The 18,102-nt window shown below is 40.5% G+C and carries 15 protein-coding genes; 12 read left to right on the forward strand and 3 right to left on the reverse strand.

The features are described 5' to 3' along the window. Nucleotides 1–29: 29 nt before the first annotated feature. The 3 genes from PODO_RS14580 (at nucleotide 30) to PODO_RS14590 (ending at nucleotide 4,158) form a co-directional block, all read left to right on the forward strand. Nucleotides 30–881 carry an aldo/keto reductase gene (locus tag PODO_RS14580; RefSeq protein ID WP_038571026.1) on the forward strand — a complete coding sequence of 284 codons (852 nt, stop codon included), beginning with the start codon at nucleotides 30–32 and terminating at the stop codon, nucleotides 879–881. Nucleotides 882–1,110: 229 nt separating this feature from the next. Continuing rightward, nucleotides 1,111–3,069 (forward strand): RICIN domain-containing protein, encoded by a 1,959-nt coding sequence (locus tag PODO_RS14585; protein WP_052097039.1) that lies wholly within the window; start codon nucleotides 1,111–1,113, stop codon nucleotides 3,067–3,069. A 162-nt stretch (nucleotides 3,070–3,231) separates the two neighbouring features. Then, entirely contained in the window at nucleotides 3,232–4,158 is a 927-nt protein-coding gene (locus PODO_RS14590; RefSeq protein WP_038571029.1) for a VanZ family protein, read from the forward strand. Nucleotides 4,159–4,182: 24 nt separating this feature from the next. Here PODO_RS14590 and PODO_RS14595 read toward each other — a convergent pair whose 3' ends face one another. After that, on the reverse strand, nucleotides 4,183–5,241 hold the full coding sequence (locus PODO_RS14595; protein ID WP_038571032.1) for a PocR ligand-binding domain-containing protein: 1,059 nt from the start codon (nucleotides 5,239–5,241) through the stop codon (nucleotides 4,183–4,185). 203 nt (nucleotides 5,242–5,444) lie between these two features. Between PODO_RS14595 and PODO_RS14600 the strand changes: the two genes are divergently transcribed. The 3 genes from PODO_RS14600 to PODO_RS14610 all read left to right on the forward strand — a co-directional run bounded on the left by PODO_RS14600 (nucleotide 5,445) and on the right by PODO_RS14610 (nucleotide 10,390). Then, on the forward strand, nucleotides 5,445–6,581 hold the full coding sequence (locus PODO_RS14600; RefSeq protein ID WP_038571035.1) for a glycerol dehydrogenase: 1,137 nt from the start codon (nucleotides 5,445–5,447) through the stop codon (nucleotides 6,579–6,581). A 1-nt stretch (nucleotide 6,582) separates the two neighbouring features. After that, nucleotides 6,583–8,343 carry a dihydroxyacetone kinase subunit DhaK gene (gene dhaK, locus PODO_RS30565; RefSeq protein WP_038571038.1) on the forward strand — a complete coding sequence of 587 codons (1,761 nt, stop codon included), beginning with the start codon at nucleotides 6,583–6,585 and terminating at the stop codon, nucleotides 8,341–8,343. Nucleotides 8,344–8,479: 136 nt separating this feature from the next. Continuing rightward, complete coding sequence (locus tag PODO_RS14610; protein WP_052097041.1) at nucleotides 8,480–10,390, forward strand: alpha/beta hydrolase; 1,911 nt, start codon at nucleotides 8,480–8,482, stop codon at nucleotides 10,388–10,390. Nucleotides 10,391–10,487: 97 nt separating this feature from the next. Here PODO_RS14610 and PODO_RS14615 read toward each other — a convergent pair whose 3' ends face one another. Beyond that, entirely contained in the window at nucleotides 10,488–11,267 is a 780-nt protein-coding gene (locus PODO_RS14615; protein WP_038574477.1) for a GNAT family N-acetyltransferase, read from the reverse strand. Between the two features lie 176 nt (nucleotides 11,268–11,443). Between PODO_RS14615 and PODO_RS30060 the strand changes: the two genes are divergently transcribed. The 6 genes from PODO_RS30060 to PODO_RS14645 all read left to right on the forward strand — a co-directional run bounded on the left by PODO_RS30060 (nucleotide 11,444) and on the right by PODO_RS14645 (nucleotide 16,603). Continuing rightward, a complete protein-coding gene (locus tag PODO_RS30060; RefSeq protein ID WP_244886487.1) occupies nucleotides 11,444–12,118 on the forward strand; it encodes a hypothetical protein in 675 nt (224 codons plus the stop codon). 74 nt (nucleotides 12,119–12,192) lie between these two features. Next, a complete protein-coding gene (locus PODO_RS14625; protein ID WP_244886488.1) occupies nucleotides 12,193–12,849 on the forward strand; it encodes an RNA polymerase sigma factor in 657 nt (218 codons plus the stop codon). Next, the gene (locus PODO_RS14630; protein WP_244886491.1) at nucleotides 12,846–13,751 is read left to right on the forward strand and encodes a hypothetical protein; all 906 of its coding nucleotides are present in this window, start codon (nucleotides 12,846–12,848) and stop codon (nucleotides 13,749–13,751) included. The genes PODO_RS14625 and PODO_RS14630 overlap by 4 nt, the downstream gene beginning before the upstream one ends. Before the next feature lie 176 nt (nucleotides 13,752–13,927). After that, nucleotides 13,928–14,902 carry a helix-turn-helix transcriptional regulator gene (locus tag PODO_RS14635; RefSeq protein WP_038571041.1) on the forward strand — a complete coding sequence of 325 codons (975 nt, stop codon included), beginning with the start codon at nucleotides 13,928–13,930 and terminating at the stop codon, nucleotides 14,900–14,902. A gap of 130 nt (nucleotides 14,903–15,032) precedes the next feature. Then, nucleotides 15,033–15,941, forward strand: a complete 909-nt coding sequence (locus PODO_RS14640) for an ABC transporter substrate-binding protein (RefSeq protein ID WP_038571044.1) — start codon at nucleotides 15,033–15,035, stop codon at nucleotides 15,939–15,941. A gap of 68 nt (nucleotides 15,942–16,009) precedes the next feature. Continuing rightward, the gene (locus PODO_RS14645; RefSeq protein WP_038571047.1) at nucleotides 16,010–16,603 is read left to right on the forward strand and encodes a chloramphenicol phosphotransferase CPT family protein; all 594 of its coding nucleotides are present in this window, start codon (nucleotides 16,010–16,012) and stop codon (nucleotides 16,601–16,603) included. Nucleotides 16,604–16,858: 255 nt separating this feature from the next. On the opposite strand, the gene PODO_RS14650 is transcribed toward PODO_RS14645, so the two are convergent. Beyond that, nucleotides 16,859–17,941 carry a GntR family transcriptional regulator gene (locus tag PODO_RS14650; protein WP_036677364.1) on the reverse strand — a complete coding sequence of 361 codons (1,083 nt, stop codon included), beginning with the start codon at nucleotides 17,939–17,941 and terminating at the stop codon, nucleotides 16,859–16,861. Between the last annotated feature and the right edge of the window lie 161 nt (nucleotides 17,942–18,102).

Here is an 18,102-nt window from a genome sequence, read left to right on the forward strand (position 1 = left end):
CACAGAACATGTAAATAGGAGGATTTCATATGCAAACAGTAACTCTGAACAATGGTGTAGTGATGCCTATCCTTGGTTTTGGTGTCTATCAAATGAATGATGCTAGCGAATGCGAGCAGAGCGTTTATGAAGCTATTATGGCAGGCTATCGCCTGATTGATACTGCAGCAGCTTACCAAAATGAAGAAGCCGTCGGTAGAGCCATCAAACGCAGTGGTGTACCAAGAGAAGAAATATTTATTACTACTAAACTTTGGATTCAGGATGCCGGTTATGAGCGTACTAAGAAAGCCTTTGCCAAATCGCTCGATCGATTACAAGTGGATTATTTAGATTTATATTTAATTCATCAGCCATTTGGTGATGTATATGGTTCCTGGCGTGCTATGGAGGAATTGTACCGTGAGGGTAAGATCAAGGCGATTGGAGTCAGCAATTTTCAAATGGATCGTCTAATTGATTTGATTAGCCACAATGAAATTACACCTGCAATCAACCAGATTGAAACACATCCTTTTCAGCAGCAAATCGAAAGTGCGAATTATATGAAAGAGAAGAATGTGCAGATCGAGTCATGGGGACCTTTTGCGGAAGGACGAAACAACCTTTTCAATAATGAAGTATTAGTTTCTATCGCTGAAAAATATCAGAAATCCGTTGCTCAGGTAGTTTTACGTTGGTTAACTCAAAGAGGCGTGATTGCTATTCCAAAGTCTACGCATAAAGAACGGATCATCGAAAATTTTAATATTTTTGACTTCGAATTAAACCAAGAAGATTTAGAGACAATAGCTAAATTAGATACGAAACAGAGTGTTTTCTTCTCGCATAATGATCCCCAAATCGTAGAAGGACTCGCCAAACATAAATTTGACATTTAACATTTGTATAGCACATCCAAGGGGTGCCCTAAAAGCCATGAAAAGGCTAAGGGGCACCCTTATTTTATAAACCAGATCTAACTCCAAAACTTTATTGAGGAGATGATAATCTACTTGAGTAATCATATTGCATGATCCGGTCGAGATATTACATTCTCATTTATCCGTTTATTAATTATATTGAAGCTGTATTCGTTTAAAAAATCCCAGAGTAAAGGAGAAATTACTTTTGAGAAGAGAACTGAGGAAGGTTTTGTCTTTTTTGTTGGTTTTAGTGACAGTGGTTGGCACAGGGATTAGCTTTGATGGTAATATTGTAAACGCTTTCGGACCTAATGTCTTATATGTACCACCAGCAGATTCACCATCCTATGGGGCTTTATCACCTAGGGCAATCCAGCTTAAATATAGTGGCATCAACAATAATAAAATGTATGCTACATTTGAACAAACCTCTAATACCACACCTGTTTTCCCTATTTATGAAAGCGTTGACAATGGTGTCACTTGGAATCAGGTTGGAGAAGTGGAGGATACTCAAAACGGTTGGGGAATGTTAAATTGCCCTGAATTGTTTGAACTCCCCCAATCTTTAGGTAACATGCCTGCGGGTACTATGCTTCTTGCAGGAAATTCTGTGCCAAGCAACAAAGCAGCTACCAAGTTGGAATTATATAAAAGCAATGATTTAGGTAGAACATGGACATATGTAAGCACCATTGCTGAAGGTGGACGAAACGATATTGGTTACGATCCCATTTGGGAGCCTTTCTTTTTGGTTCACAACAACAAACTCATTGTTTATTATTCAGATGAACGTGATCCAGCCCATGCCCAGAAGTTAGTTCATCAGACTACGTTGGAGGGCACGAACTGGGGACCTGTGGTAGTTGATGTGGCATTTGCAGACAGTAAATTACGTCCAGGAATGCCTACAATCGCTAAGCTGGGCAATGGTAATTACGCAATGACCTATGAGATGGTCGGATACCCGGGCGTGCCCAATTATTTGAAAATTTCAGCAGATCCTGAGAGCTGGAATCCAACTGAAGTAGGAACTCTTGTAGGGTACGGAGGAAGTCCCTATATATCTGCTTTGGGAGATGGGAGACTCGTATTAAACGTTGCAGGAAAAAAAGAAGTGCTGATCAACTCTTCTAGAGTGGATGCATCCGGCAGCTGGGTTCCATATAATCCACCCGTAGACGCAGGGTATAACCGCCAACTACTGCCGCTTAGCAATGGCCGCTTATTTATCCCACAAGCCGGATTTTTTAGTGGGAAAAACACGGTGAAATACGGTGATATGTCCGTAGGTTACTACAAATTAATTAATGTGAAGAGTGGGAAGGCTTTAGGTGTATTGGAAGGCGGAACTGCGAATGGCAATCCGCTCGTGCAATGGAGCAGTGGGACTAATTCCTTGGATCAATATTGGCTCATTTCCACTGCGGAAAGTGGTTATGCTCCTAACGGTTACAAATCCATTGTGAATGCAAAGAGTGGTAAGGTCGCCGGAATATTAGAAGGATCAACAACAGAAGGAGCCAAAGCCGTATTATGGACTGAAAACAATTCCGATGACCAGCAGTGGACTTTACAAGCCTCTGGTAACTACTACAAGATTGTTAACCGTAACAGTGGTCAGACGTTAGGTATAGCGCAGGGTTCTACTGAAGAGGGTGCCCAAGTTATACAGCAGGCTGATGCAGGCAGCACTGATCAGCTGTGGGAGTTGGTTCCAGATGAAGGACATATTATGGTGGACAGTTATCGATTGGTTAATGAGAACAGTGGTAAAGTGTTGGGTATCTATCAGGGTTCGATGGCAGATGGAGGGAAGGCGGTTCAGTGGACCAGCGGAATTTCATCATATGACCAAAATTGGTTTGTAGTCAGCACAGCTGATGGTTATACGAAACTGGTCAATACTAATAGTCGTAAAAACCTGGGCATTTTAGGAGGTTCATTAGCTAACGGTGCTCAAAGTGTTCAATGGAATGATAACGGATCGAATGACCAGCAGTGGACTTTGGAGTCCTCAGGTGAGTTTTACAATATTATTAATCGTAACAGTGGAAAAGTTCTGGCAGTAGATCAGGGTTCAACGACAGAGGGTGGAAATATTATTCAAGCAAATAATACAGGTTCTGCTAGCCAGCACTGGAAACTAGTCACGAATAGATAAAATATCATGTATCAAAAAGTCATCGGCCTTAAACTAAGGGTGATGGCTTTTTTATCGAAATAAGCCTTGAATGACTAAATCGTCACCTTCAGTGTCACTGGAATGTCACCTTGGAGAGATATACTATTTCCATCGACATATGGAGGGAATTGTGAAGTTATTATGGGAGTGAAATTACGGAAGATCCTTATTATAGGAACTATTTTGTATACACTGTTGATCTTATATTTTTTGTTTTTTGCTTTCAATAGAGTAGAGCATGCAACAAGCCAGTATGAATACACGTTTATGTTGATTCCTGAAAGTGTTCCGCTTCTTTTTCCTGATCTCTTTGACCTATCCTTTTCTTGGGTTTATGACTTTGGGAACATCGCTGCTTTTATTCCTTTTGGCGTATTATTCCCTTTGCTGTATCGTACACATTTTAAGAAGTTTATTTGTTTGTTTATCTTAACAATTTTTGGGCTGGAAACTCTTCAAGCTTTAACTTTTTTAGGTTCCTTTGATGTAGCCGATGTCATCTCCAATACGTTAGGGGCAATGATCGGATTTTGTGCATATAAGATTGGATTTTCCCCGGAAATCACCAGGAGATCGCTTTTTACTTCGACATTATCTGTTGTTGTGCTATTGGTTGGAATCATGGGAATCTCTGAGATCATTGATTTAACTCTGAAGAAAAGTGAAAGACCTGTGCAGGGATTACAAACGTTGGAAAAGCTTACGGGAAGCATGCCTATCACGCATAATCTTCCCAGTTTCACTATCGCTGGTGAAAATATAATACCAAAAATGAATTTATACAGCAGTGAAGGTGAAGAAATTAAAAAATACACCTATACTTTGGGTGATAAAAAAGAGGTATGGTTATATTTCAGCTTTGGATTCCCGCAAAATGAAAATTCTAGCAGTGAACTAATGATTATAGCTGATGGTAACATGATCCTTCAATCCAGTGAACAATATAGTTCCCAAGCTGAACTCAACAATACGGCATTAGTTACCGTAAAAGAAATAACCTTTATCCTTAAAGGGAATGTGAAGTTATGGGATGTAGGATTTAGTGAAATGAAGCATTGGTGGGAATGAGAAACTAACCCTTCGTTAATTTTATTAACGGAGGGTTTCTTTTGCTGATCGCCTCATATACATATTCCGATATACAGCCGGGGTGAGGTTCTCGTATTTTTTGAAGGTTTTAATGAAATAGCCCGTGTCGCAAAAGCCCAAATCATCACTGACTTGATTGATCGGGGAATCCGTGGATTCCAGCAGTTGCTTAGCCCATTCAATCTTGAGTCTGGCAATGAAGACGGAGAAATTCTCTCCAGTTTCTTTTGTGAAAATACGGCTGAAATAACTGGGGCTGATATGACAAAGCTTAGCCATTTCTTTGAGGCTGAAATTCTCATTTTTGTGTGCATAAATGTAATTAAAAGCAGGCTGAAGCACAGAATTTACTGAGACGAACTTTTGAACACCATTCTTTAATTTGGTCTCGATCAAAGCCCCGGATAACTCCTGCTGTATGGATTGGATTTTTCGGTACGTACGGTCTGACTCGTCCATAGCTTCAGCAGAGGCGGGTTCTTCTATATTGGTGGTCAGAACCTTTTTGTACAAATCCACGGTAGTATGCTTTTGAATGGCTTCCTCCACGATATAGGTACTTAACTGCAGCAGCAGCTCAACACACTTTGTTACTTCATCGTAGGATAAAACAGGCAGTGCCTGGTAATGCTCTTTGAGTGCTTTAAATTTCATGTTCGTCTCCACATTCGGCGGCCGAGAGACAATCTGCTCCAGTTGTGGCACGTCAGGTTCACGAAGCTTGAGCTGTCCGGCCATAATTGCACCTAGATATTGATTATCTATAATGATGGGAATCGCGATATCTATAATATTGAAATGACATAAATAAATAAACGGTTTGTTCTGGCGAACCGCTTCAATCCCAGCGCGGGCATCACATTTTTGACAATATTGAGAGAGATGGGAGTCCTGGCGCACACCTTGACAGAAAGGCTGACAATAGCTGTGCTTGGTCACGGGAACACCCTTGTAATCAACAGTAAGAATAGCCATTTTGGTTACAAGAGATAAGGAATCCTGGAGATTTTCCCATTTCTTCAAATCAATAATTTCTTCTAGATTGAACCGGGATTTTGACATCACAAAATTCTCCTATGTAAGTTATAGAATCTTAATGAACATTATACAGAATAATTCAACACAATGACATGAAAGTTCGATTTTTCACGATTATGACAAAAAAATACGATAAGAAAACGCTTTAATAAGCTTTTATTGTTTCATGTTTCTTAAATTAGAGCAATCTATAATGATAACTATAAACAACTGAGGAGGAACGAAAAATGAGAAGAGCGTTTATCAGTCCGACGAAATATGTACAAGGTGAGAATGAATTATTGAACTTAGGTTACTTCGTAAAAACATTTGGTGATTCTGCTTTGTTAATTGCCCATCCAGATGATGTAACACGTGTGAAAGACAAACTGGAGGCAACTAAACAGAAATTTAATATAACTCTTGTTGAAAGCGGCTTCCACGGGGAATGCTCAAGACAAGAAGTCGCCAGATTACAAGCGCTAGCCAAGGAGCATCAATGTGCATGTACGATTGGCTTGGGTGGAGGTAAGGCGATTGATACGGCAAAATGTGTAGCTGAAGGAGAAGCACTGATTATCGTTCCAACGATAGCAGCAACTGATGCTCCGACAAGCCACTCAGCGGTGCTCTATACTCCGGAAGGTGAATTTGATGATTATGCTTATTTCAAGCAAAGCCCGAGTGTAGTCATGATTGATACAACTGTTATTGCTAATGCACCTACAAGATTTCTTGTGGCAGGCATGGGAGATGCACTTTCAACCTATTTTGAAGCAAGAGCTACTGCAAATTCGTATTCCAATGTGAATGCAGGTTTACCTTGCGGAGTTCGTGAAGGGGTTTGCGGTGAAGCTAAAGGGACGGTAACAGCGCTGGGACTTGCAAAGCTCTGTTATGAGACATTGCTTGAGAATGGATTCAAGGCGAAGCAGGCTTGCGATCTGAATATCGTAACCCCAGCTTTGGAGAATATAATCGAGACGAATATTCTTTTATCGGGTCTTGGGTTTGAAAGCGGTGGTTTGGCAGCGATTCATGCGATTCATAATGGGTTAACTGCTTTGGAAGGAACTCATCATTATTATCATGGTGAAAAGGTAGCCTTCAGCACGATTGCTCAACTGGTTCTTGAAAACGCAGACCGGACTGAGTTAAAAGAAGTGTTGGACTTCTGTCTTTCGATTGGTCTCCCAGTTTGCTTAGCGGATATTGGTGTTGAGCATGTAACCTATGAGGAACTGCTTGAGGTTGCTAAAAAAGCTTGCATTGCTGAGGAATCTATCCATTCGATGCCGTTCCCAATTACGGAGGATGCGGTTGCATCAGCAATTATGGCAGCCGATCAATTAGGCCGTCAATATAAATCAAGTAAGGAGCTTTAAGATGAAAAAAATCATAAACAAGCCGGAGACTCTGGTTAGGGAAATGTGTAACGGGCTTGTCTTGGCGCATCCCGAGCTGGATTTCGATCCGAAATTTAAAGTGATTTCTAAGAAAGAGATTAATCAAGATAAAGTTACCCTGATCAGTGGTGGCGGAAGCGGGCATGAACCGGCTCATGCCGGGTTCGTAGGAACCGGGATGCTGGATGCAGCTGTATGCGGTGATGTGTTTGCTTCACCATCCCAAATCCAGGTTTATCAAGCGATTCGCCGCACAGCAAGCGCCAAAGGTTCGTTGCTTATTATCAAGAATTATAGCGGTGACATCATGAACTTTAAAAATGCGGCCCATCTAGCAACTGAAGATGGTATCGAAGTGGATTATGTCAAAGTAGACGACGACATTGCCGTTGAAGACAGTCTTTATACAGTAGGGAGAAGAGGCGTAGCCGGAACAGTGCTTGTTCATAAGGTAGCCGGAGCAGCAGCAGAAGCTGGATTGTCTTTAGCAGAAGTGAAAGAAGCGGCGCAACATGCAATTGATCATGTGCGCAGCATAGGCTTCGCCTATACCTCTTGTACCGTACCTGCCAAAGGTACTCCGACATTTCATATTGAAGAGAACGAGATGGAATACGGGGTTGGGATCCATGGAGAACCTGGAATACGCAGGGAGAAAATTGTACCCGCAGATGAATTAGCACAGCGAATGGTTACCTCTTTGCTAGACAACTTCCAAATGAATGATCAGAAGCAGGAGGAAGTAGCCGTATTAATTAATGGATTTGGCGGCACCCCGCTGCAAGAGTTATATTTGCTGAACAATTCTGTCATCCGCGAATTAACTGCTAAGAATAAACAAGTGTTTAAAGTGTTTGTTGGTAACTACATGACCAGCATTGACATGGCAGGTGCATCGGTGACGATAATGAAGCTGGATGAGACGCTGAAGAAATGGTTATCTGCGCCTTGTGATACACCAGCCTTGTCGATTAAAGGCCCCTTTGAGCCTGTGAACTATACTGAAGTAATCCAGGAAGAGAAAGCAGACAGCAATGTATCCTTTAAGAATAATACGGATGCTGCTGCAGCGGTGATTAAGAACAATCGGTTTACTTTGCAAAATATCGTCTATCTGCTCGATCAAATGAGCCAGGTTATTATTGAGAATGAAGTTCCGTTCTGTGAGCTTGACTCCCACGCTGGAGACGGCGATTTTGGGATGAGTGTAGCTAAGGGCTTTAAACAGCTGAAAGTCGAGTGGGAGGATATTTTAGCTCATCATCTCACTAATATCGGCGAGTTCCTTGATGCCTGTTCCATGGTCATTATGGAATATTGCGGCGGAGCATCCGGACCGATCTGGGGATCAGGCTTCCGCGCAGCGAGCAAAAATGTTCAACAGAAGGAAGAGCTGACCATTCAGGAGTTTGCTGATATGATGCAAGCTGTTGTCAAAGGGATTCAAGATACGGGTGAAAGATCTTTTGGCAGAGGGGCTGTTGTCGGAGACAAGACATTGATTGATGCGCTTGTACCGTTTGCAGATGCCTGGACCCAAAGTGCAGAACAAGGCGACGATATCAAAGTGGCGGCAAGTAAAGCAGCGGAAGCAGCTGTCCAAGGTTCTAAAAATACTATAGAAATCGTTGCCCGTATGGGAAGAGCCGGCACAGTGGGGGAACGTAGCATAGGTTATCCAGATGCGGGTGCTCATGCACTTGGGGTTATTTTCACAGAGCTGGCAAAAGCAATGAAATAAGAATCACACATAACCTGAATCCGAGGGATATCTACTCATGGGGTCTACTAATGAATTTTTCGGATTCAGATTATTTTTTTTTGCCCATTTTGTGTTACACATTTTGATTTGATACTTTTTTTGGGGGGGAGACCAGATGAAAAAGTTTCTGTCTACGAGATTAGCATTGAAATTTTTATGTGTCGCTTTATCCATGGTTTTGATCAGTTGTGTGGGAGCTTCTTTCTTGCAAACAGATTTCGGAAAGGTCCAGATTAGTAAGTTTAAGATTCCGTCCGATAATGGTACTTGGATTGAGGGAAATCTGTTCAGGCCTGTCTCAGCAAATGCAGAGCATAAAGTTCCACTCGTCATTACTAGTCACGGTTTTTTAAACAATAAAGAGATGCAGGATAGTACCGCAATCGAACTTTCCCGTCGGGGAATTGCCGTGATTGCAATGGATTTCTTATGGCATGGAGGCTCGAGCTCTCCTGATATGCCATTTTTCCCAACGATAATGTCAGAGAATAATGGGATGATTCCTCTGGTGGAATATGCATCATCCAGTCTTGATTATGTAGACTCTACAAAAATTGGCATTAGTGGTCATTCTATGGGTGGAATGATTACCTGGAGTACACTCCAGTATTATGGCCAACTTTATTTGGCGGAGCTCGAAGCGGCGAAAGATCCCTCTTCGGAAGACGGCGCAGTTATTACGGTAAGTGAACAAGCCAAGGCTGATGCTTCGAATAAAGTTGCATCCGCTTTCATTGTTTCTCAGGTCGAACAGTCTACCGATGAGACTTTTCAAAACATCCATGCCAATGTAGGCATCAATGTAGGCAAATATGATGAAGGCGGCTCCGGATTTGCGAGAGGGAATGCTGATCTTTCGGGCGATGCCCCAGAATCACTAGCTGCTATAAATTCAGTAATGCCGGAGAATCAAAAGATAAACGCTGTGGAAATCGGCAAATATTACGGTAATGCAGCTGATCAAACCTTGCGCGTCGTGTACAATCCAGCGGAGATCCACCCTTGGCAACACTTTTCGGTGGCGAGCACTGGTTATTTAGCAGACTTTTTTACGAAAGCGTTTCAAATCAATAATCCGTTATCTGCCGGCAACCAATTATGGTTATGGAAAGAGATCTTTAACTTTATCGGCTTGTTAGGATCCTTTTTATTTATTGTCCCCTTTGCGGTATTGCTCCTCAAGCTTCCTTGTTTCAATAGTCTAATTCAACCTACTCCTGCCAAGTTACCGGAGCCTAAGACCAGAAAAAGCAAAATTCTTTTTTGGGGTTCTTGGATAATGAGTTGGGTAATTTCCGCAATATCATACCTTCCGATCAGTCGCTGGAGTATTATAGCTGGACAGGATATCCTTCAGCCTCGTAGTTTGTTTCCACAAACCGCCATGAACTTTATTTTAATCTGGGCGATCTTTAACGGCCTTGTGGGTCTATTGTTATTCTGGTTAACCACTCGTTTATCAGGAAAAAATTATAATGAGCACTCTGAAAGCTGGGGAATAAAAACAAATTTGAAAGAACTGCTGAAGACTTTTGCACTTGCTGTATGTATATTCACTGGATTCTATGCTTTGGTTGCATTTGCAGATTATTTCTTTCAGACAGACTTCCGCTTATGGGTACTGGCAATTAAAGTATTCACTCCGAATCAATTATTAATTGGCTTACGTTATATGCTTTTCTTCTTTATATTTTATGTTGCACAGTCAATTGCCGTGAACTCTACCACCCCAGTTGAAGGGCAGAAAGAATGGAAGGATCTGCTCATTAGCGGGACAGGCGGTGTACTCGGAATTCTAGTGCTCATTGGGGTACAATACGGAACGTTATTTTCAACAGGTGTAACTTTTTGGCAAAATCAAGATTGGCTCAGAATACTAGTCCTTTTCCCTCTCGTTTTCCAGCTCTTTATTGCAGCTTATATTTCGCGTTACCTCTTTAAGTGCACAGGAAAAATATGGCTGGGAGCCATGGTGAATTGTATGATTATTGTGATGATGGGCGCAGCCAATACATTTACATTTTGAGAGATGCAATAATCTATTCTTCTACGAAGAATATGCCTACGGCGTAAGAGGTTTAGATAGAAAAAACGTACTGCAGCTTATGCAGTACGTTTTTTGATTAAATAATAAATTCAACGATGTATTGTTGGCAAATGAGTTCATATCCCAGCGATTGATATAGAGAAATGGCTCCTACATTCTCCTCAAAAACATTCAAATATACGTTAGCTGAAATGGCATGTCCTTGGCGTGTTAGCTCTGCACAGACTTTTTTTCCATATCCATTTCTTCTCCAGGCTACATCCGTTCCGATATTTCCTAGTTCAACGTAATCCTCACTATATATGTGGTATCCTCCTACAGCAATCAGCTCGTCTTGTGCCATCACACCATAGAACGGATTCTGTAATTCTTCTTTTGAAAAAGCCATGGTTTGCAGCTCGTTCATCTTTGCTTCAATTCGCTGGAAATGAGCAGGTCCTAAGTGCATAACATGCTTGTCCGCTGTTGGTAGAACATCTTCATGAATATGTTTCATTAGAAGCAATTTTTGGGGAGGGCTGTAGAACTCAAGCTGAGAAGCAAAGACCTGCAGCTCTTGTTCGTTAATAATAAAGCTACCCACCGCATAGTTATGTAGATGTAATTCATCTTTCATGAACGCCAACATTGAGCTGAGACAAAAGGATTGCTGAACTGGATATACAGAAAAAGCATTAAACGGAAGGCCACTTAAAAAGGCTAATACTCCAAGCAACTCGCCCTGGTCAGAATACTGACCGTAATGCACTGTGTTTTGTCTGCGAAAAGTAAGGTATGAATAATATAAAAAATGCTGTTCCTTATTAATCGAGCTTAAAATAACATCCAACTCTGCTGCTGTTAATTTTTTATACATATACGACCTGCCTCCATTAACAATTGCTGTTGCTATTTCCTCTTGCCGAATTAGCACAACCTTTTCTAATATATCATAAATCAGAACTTTAATTGCTTTATTGCTGGGTTGAGCCAAGTATGATACTATTGTCCCCTTAGAAACATAAAATGAGATATGAAGGTTTTCTTGAGAGGATGATATATATTAAGGCAATCTTAGTTCGGTACTTCGGAAATCCGCAAGATCGAACCGCCATGTTCAACGCCGCTTCCCTAGTCATCAATGCTTTTATTGGTATAGGCAAATTAATTCTTGGGTTATATCTATTGTCCGGATGGTTCATCACAAATGCACTTTATTATCTGATTCTTTGTATAGCCAAAGGACAGGTGCTTCATAAATATACATTAGCTAAAAAAGTCAGTTCACCACAGCAAAGGTATTCCATGGAGCTTTATGTTTATAAGCGTGGCGGTGTTTTTCTTTGTCTTCTAGGTGTTTCATATCTGTTGGTCTGCCTGCGGATTTATCTAGTCGGGGACGCTTTGGTTTATGAAGGTTACATTGTATATCTGGTAGCACTGATCGCTTTTACAAAACTTGGTTTTGCCATTCATGGAAACATTGTTAACCGTCATCTCAACAATCCCATTATATCAACATTAAAAATGATTAGCTTTACTGATGCCGTAGTCTCCATTGTTGTCACTCAAATGGCTGTGCTTACGATGAAAGGCTCACCTCAGGCATTAAACGCCAGCGCGTTGTTTGGCATGGGATGTAGTGTTTTATTTTGTCTGGGGGGGATCTGGATGATGCTCCGTAAGACAAAGGTTCCAATGAAGGAAGTAGAATTAATTAAAAATTAGAAGATATTATAACTTCCCCTTATCCCATAGGATGAGGGGTTATTTGTATTTTTATGTCATATTATCAGCGTTGAATGCCGAAGCTTATAGAAAATTATATTTTAATGCAACCTAAACACTTCTTTTCCTACTTTATAAGTGAATGCTTAATCAAATCGAACGGAAGTGATGGAGTGGAAGATAGTGAAATCATACAATTGTATTTTGCACGTAATGAAAGGGCAGTAGAAGAAACATCGAAAAAATATAGAAATTATTGTACTCGGATCGCTCATAACATTTTGTCTAATGCTGAAGATTCGGAAGAATGTGTTAACGATACCTTTCTTGGTGCATGGGAAGCAATACCGCCGAAGTCTCCTGCAAAGCTGTCCTCTTTTCTGGGGAGAATCACACGAAATATTGCTTTGAACAAATATGATTATTACATGGCTAAAAAACGGAATAAAAAATTCGATACGATTCTTGATGAATTAAACGATTGTTTATCCTCTTCAGACAACGTTGAAACCCAATACGAGGAAGCACAAATAGCCGAATCTATAAGCAAATTTCTACACAACATTAAGGAAGATCAGCGGGATATTTTTTTGAGGCGTTACTGGTATTCTGATTCTTTGGCCGATATTGCCGCACGCTTCTCAATCAGTGAAAGCAAAACCAAATCAATTCTTTTCAGAACACGCAAAAAACTCCAAATATATCTTCAGAAAGAGGGTTATTTCCTTTGAATAATAAAGAGCTCTTCAAAACAATCGGTTACATAGACGAAAATTTGATAGAAAAAGCCAACTCCGCGAGACGCACTAATAAAAAAGCTTATGTAAAGTGGGGCTCATTCGCAGCTTGTGCTGCATTGGTGTTAGGTGTGGCCGTTTATAAATTTCCACAGACGCCGTTGCCTAATTCACCACAAATATCGCAGCAGACAGCAGTCTCGTCTCCCACAGGGGTTCGCAAAATTCTGAATTACAATGGATACCGTTATGCATTCGTAGCAGATGGCGCTCAGTTTAAGTTCACAGGTATGGAGCCTGACAAATCGCTTGGTGCATTAGAGTTTGATCTCAACCAAGAGCCCGGAAAGAAAGACGGGGATAAGAATGCGGAAAAGGATTATGCCGCTACGTTCGCAATTGGTGGAAAGCTGTATGAAATCCCAACATACCCATCCCATTTTCGTATTGCAGTTAAGGATGAGCAATATTTTTATCTAGCTGAAATTGTGGCGAAGGTAGACGATTCTGCAATGAGCGCGAAGGAGTATTTAGATCTGGCTAATCTGAAGGAGCATGCAAAAGATATCTATATTCTGAATCATGTGGGGAATGACGTGCAAAAGACTATCACTGATCATCCTATTGTTGAGTCCATTATCGAAGGTTTGTACAGCGCAAAAAAAACAGAGCTAAGCAATAAGGAATATGAAGCTCTTGCAGCGGCGCAATCCCAAGGGAAATCATATCAATTACAGTTCAACCTAAAAGACGGGACTTATATCGCCATGTATATCATTCCCGAATTAAAGGTGGTGTCTATGGGTGATGCTTATTATTATTTGCCTGATGCCTTTTTTGTTCAAACCAGCGACCTCTTTTCAGGGCTGACCCAAGAGGTGCTACCGCTTTACTGAGGAGGCGGAGATAAGTGATCCTTACAAACTGTACATTGCAGGTTATCCAATATCTCGCATATAATGATCTAAATGATAATCGTTATCATTTAATAGAAGAGAAAAGGTGATCTGCTCATGATAAAACATAATATTGGGATTACGGAGTGCAGCTTACCTGCTGAGTGTATAACAGAATGACAAGTTCATCTATTCATAACATCTATAACGGGTATTTCGATGCTTTGTTTGAGGCTCCGTCTATGAGGGACACTACAGAGAGGAAACATTTTGCACAATCCAGTACCCAAGGATACGTCGATAGGGTGATCACACCCTCCGGGATCGAAATTGTTGATAGTGATTACCGTTTTGCTGATGATCGCCTAGTTCAGGTTCAATCCGAAGCAGCAATGATTGAGTTAAGCTTTTGTCTGCAGGGGAGCGGGGAAGTTCATGTTACAGATACTAGCCATGAGTTAATGCCCGATAGTTGTTCATTGCAGTTCATGCAGGATTTCCAGGCGGAATTTCACTATCGCAGTGCTGAACCTATCCGTTTATTGTCCATAGGTGTACCAGTTACACTATTTGATTCATGGATGGAGGATCAAGGCTCTTCACATGCTCGCAGCTTATCCGGACTGTTAGATTCACGTGCTTTTCGAATGTTCCGTATGCCTATTCTTCCAGAAACCACCCGATTATTGGTGCAATTGAGAGACTGTCCATATCATACCTCCATGCGCCGGTTGTACGTAGAGGGGAAGGCATTAGAACTCTTATCTGTATATTTTGACGTTTTTCTTTTTGAGCAAAAGCATATTAAACGCAGTTTGCATTTATCACGTAGTGACCGAGAAAACATTCGGAAAGCCAGGGATATCATCCTTGACCACATGGCAAACCCACCATCGCTAATCGAATTGTCCAAGCTGGCAGGCATTAACGAATACAAATTAAAAGTTGGATTTAAGGAAGAGTACGGAACAACTGTATTTGCATATTTACGGAACAAACGTTTAGAAAAAGCATGGGAAATCATAAGTACCGGGGATATTAGTGTCAGCCAAACAGCGACGATGGTAGGTTACAACAACTTTAGTCATTTTGCCGAAGCTTTTCGGAAGCAATATGGAATTAATCCTTCAGAAGTAATTAAAAAACGATAAAAATTAAATAAATATCCGCCAAACCGTTATTCAATCCCTCTGCCGGTAGTTCTGTCCTATCAGCAGAGTGTATGATCGGACTTGCTAGAAGTGAGAATGATTATCAATAGATTGGAGAGGGTTGGAAAAAATGTTCAGTTTAAAACGGATCTCTTTTGCCGGAATCGCCTTAATCATGATGGTGATGCTGTACGGGTGTGGGAAATCAGGTCAGGAGGCTAAAGGAGATGTTGAATTACCGGTGAATCCGGTTAGAATTGCCGATGTATCCGGCTCAACGGAAGAACTTCTGGTGCTTGGATATAAACCTGTTATTACTGGGAATACAGATATGGCTAATTCATTAGAAATCACTCCTATTCTCAAAAAAGAACTGCCTGATGTAACTCCCGCTGGATGGTTTCAGACGGAAGTCAACTTAGAAGCGATCATTGCAGCAAGCCCTGATTTGATACTGGCAGGACCTACCCAAGAAAAAATCTATGATCAACTAAATATGATTGCTCCAACAGTGAGGGTGCCTTATGGCTTTAACGCTTTTAGAGAGCGATTTGCATTTGTTGCGGAGGTGCTTGATAAGAAAGCGGAAATGGAAGCGTGGTTGAAGGTCTATGATCAACGTGCTCTACTACTACATGATCAAATCACTGAGATAACCAAGGAAGAGACGTTTGCGGTAATCGAAGCTACAGAGAAAGAAATACGCATCTATTCCCGCACAGGTATTGCGGATATGATTTTTAATGATCTAGGATTACCCATCGCGCCAGGTACACCGAAGCCAGATCCATGGGGAGGGAAAGTGACAAGTCTAGAAGCACTGTCCACCTTTAATCCAGACCATATCATTTTATTATCCGATAATGACCAGAATGTTCTTGACCAAAGCAAGGTCTGGAGCAATCTGAAAGCTGTAAAATCGAATAATATATATCGTATGACAAGCAGACAAAATTATAATGAGGCTTTCTTTGCTTTAGGAAAAGAAGCATTGTTGGAGCAAATAGCCGAACAAATCAAGGAACATATCAAACAGTAAAGGATAATTTAATCTTTTCTCGAATAATCTCTGAGTTGCAATGATTATTATTTGAAGGGATGATTAAATTGAAGCAAGGGATATTAGTTTTTCTAAATGGAACTTCAAGTTCCGGAAAGACCTCCATATCGACTGAACTGATAAAACAGAAAGAGATTCCTTTTTATCATTTATCAATTGATGATTTTTTTAATAATTACAATGATTTTATTAATAATAAATTTCCAGATGAACCTACAAGAGAAATAGATCATCAAGTCGTTTCCCAAATATTGGATGATTCCATATTCTCAGTGTACCATTCGACAATTAAATTGTTATCAGAATTTGGTTTTAATGTAATAGTAGATACCGTAATCGACAACGATAAGAGGTTTAATGTGTTTCTTGATCAATTTTTCGATCACCCTACGTTATTTATAGGTGTAATATGCTCGAAAGAAGAACTCATAAGAAGAGAGCAAACAAGAGGAGATAGAATGATTGGACTAGCAGCTTCACAGTTTAGCAAAGTATATTGCTTTGAAGAATATGACCTCGAAGTAAATACGGAAGAGATGAATTCATTAGAATGTGCTGAAAAGATATTAAGTTTTATTAAGTCCAATAAGGAATACTCGGTATTTAAGAAATTAAGTAAAAGAAATGTTAGTGTTTCCTAGATGGTGTATCCAGATAACACCATATTCAAGCCTTGGGGCTATCACCCCTCGGGCTGCCGAGGGATTTCGGGATAAATACGGGATAAATCCCGGCAAGCTTGTGAAACAGTTTGCTTCTTCTGTACTGTTGACTTCAAAACAAGAATCGAACCTTTAAAGAATACTAAGATAACAGTTGCAAATAACCCACCAGTCACAACTGGTGGGTTATTACATTTATATATGAAGATAAACACAAATCCCTCAGAATTTATTCTATCTCTCGACTACTGTTTCTCCTTCAATTAACACAGGTTGATAATAAGTATTGTTGGGAAGATCCTTTTTTCCTTGTAATTTTTTAATGACCCAATCCGCTGCATCACGGCCCATAGTTTCTTGGGGATGCGTTAAAGTGGTCAGTTTGATGTTCGCATTTTGGGCAATATAGGAGTTGTCCTGGCCAATAATTGATAATTCCTCTGGTATAGAAATGTTCAGCTGTCTGCAAGCATTGACCACTTCCAAACCAACCTCGTCGTTGTAGCAGACAATCGCAGAGAGGGTATCTCTATTTTTATTTAGGAAATCCTTCAAGTTCGTAGCTAAGGTTTGTTTGGTCTCGGTGTTGAACGAAAATATTTGCTCTGGATAAAACCGCAATTTAGCTTCTTCGAGGGCTTTGATATAACCCTTCATTCGATATTTGCCTTGTAAATCATCCATTTTTGCGATAAGTCCAATTTGAGAGTGGCCTTTGGAAATCAATTCTTTTGTTGCCAGATAACTGGACTGCACATCGTCAAGACAAAGGAAGGGGAGCTCTATTTCCTCATAAAAAGCATTAATCATAATGAGTGGAATATCTTGCTCCTTAAACGACAGATAATACGCAATATTGGGATTATACAGATTACTTTTCGTAGGTTCAATAATTAAACCATCTACGCCGTAGGACAACATCATTTCGAGAGCTTTTTTTTCTTGCGCAACATCGTTATTGGTACTAGCCAATAATAGAGAATAGTTATCCTCATTCATTCGGCTTTCAATCCCCCGGATAATAGAAGGGAAGATGTAGTCAGAGATATACGTCGTAATTACACCGATCGTCTTCTTATGTGAACTCCCGCCGGTCTTTGTGCGATATTGGTTGCTGACATACGTGCCAGAACCTTTTTCGCTGCGGAGGAATCCTTCGTTGGATAGCTCTAAAATGGCTTTTCTAACAGTCTGTCTGCTAACCTCGTACAAGGACTGCAAGGCAGACTCCGTAGGAATTTGTTCGCCTACATTGTAATCTCCTGAAAGGATCTTGCTTTTTATATCCTCTATAATCACTTGATACTTTGGTTTCATGTAATTCCTCTTTCCATACTTGTTCGCTTTTTGATTCGTTCATTTCGTTAAGTTGTATGTACAAATTATAGCATGACTACGAATTAAATATAAAGGGGCTCTTTTTTTATGAAAAAATGTAAATATTTCGTACCTTTAGATCATCATAAACAAACTAAGTA

It is taken from the genome of Paenibacillus odorifer (genome assembly GCF_000758725.1).
Classification (GTDB): domain Bacteria; phylum Bacillota; class Bacilli; order Paenibacillales; family Paenibacillaceae; genus Paenibacillus_AQ; species Paenibacillus_AQ odorifer.

Bases quoted from the DNA above. Each gene is read 5' to 3' on its own strand.
- dhaK (WP_038571038.1), top strand. From the start codon at position 6,583: ATGAAAAAAATCATAAACAAGCCGGAGACTCTGGTTAGGGAAATGTGT.
- PODO_RS14580 (WP_038571026.1), top strand. From the start codon at position 30: ATGCAAACAGTAACTCTGAACAATGGTGTAGTGATGCCTATCCTTGGT.
- PODO_RS14650 (WP_036677364.1), bottom strand. From the start codon at position 17,941: ATGAAACCAAAGTATCAAGTGATTATAGAGGATATAAAAAGCAAGATC.
- PODO_RS14595 (WP_038571032.1), bottom strand. From the start codon at position 5,241: ATGTCAAAATCCCGGTTCAATCTAGAAGAAATTATTGATTTGAAGAAA.
- PODO_RS14610 (WP_052097041.1), top strand. From the start codon at position 8,480: ATGAAAAAGTTTCTGTCTACGAGATTAGCATTGAAATTTTTATGTGTC.
- PODO_RS14590 (WP_038571029.1), top strand. From the start codon at position 3,232: ATGGGAGTGAAATTACGGAAGATCCTTATTATAGGAACTATTTTGTAT.
- PODO_RS30060 (WP_244886487.1), top strand. From the start codon at position 11,444: ATGATATATATTAAGGCAATCTTAGTTCGGTACTTCGGAAATCCGCAA.
- PODO_RS14635 (WP_038571041.1), top strand. From the start codon at position 13,928: ATGACAAGTTCATCTATTCATAACATCTATAACGGGTATTTCGATGCT.
- PODO_RS14625 (WP_244886488.1), top strand. From the start codon at position 12,193: ATGCCGAAGCTTATAGAAAATTATATTTTAATGCAACCTAAACACTTC.
- PODO_RS14615 (WP_038574477.1), bottom strand. From the start codon at position 11,267: ATGTATAAAAAATTAACAGCAGCAGAGTTGGATGTTATTTTAAGCTCG.
- PODO_RS14600 (WP_038571035.1), top strand. From the start codon at position 5,445: ATGAGAAGAGCGTTTATCAGTCCGACGAAATATGTACAAGGTGAGAAT.
- PODO_RS14640 (WP_038571044.1), top strand. From the start codon at position 15,033: ATGTTCAGTTTAAAACGGATCTCTTTTGCCGGAATCGCCTTAATCATG.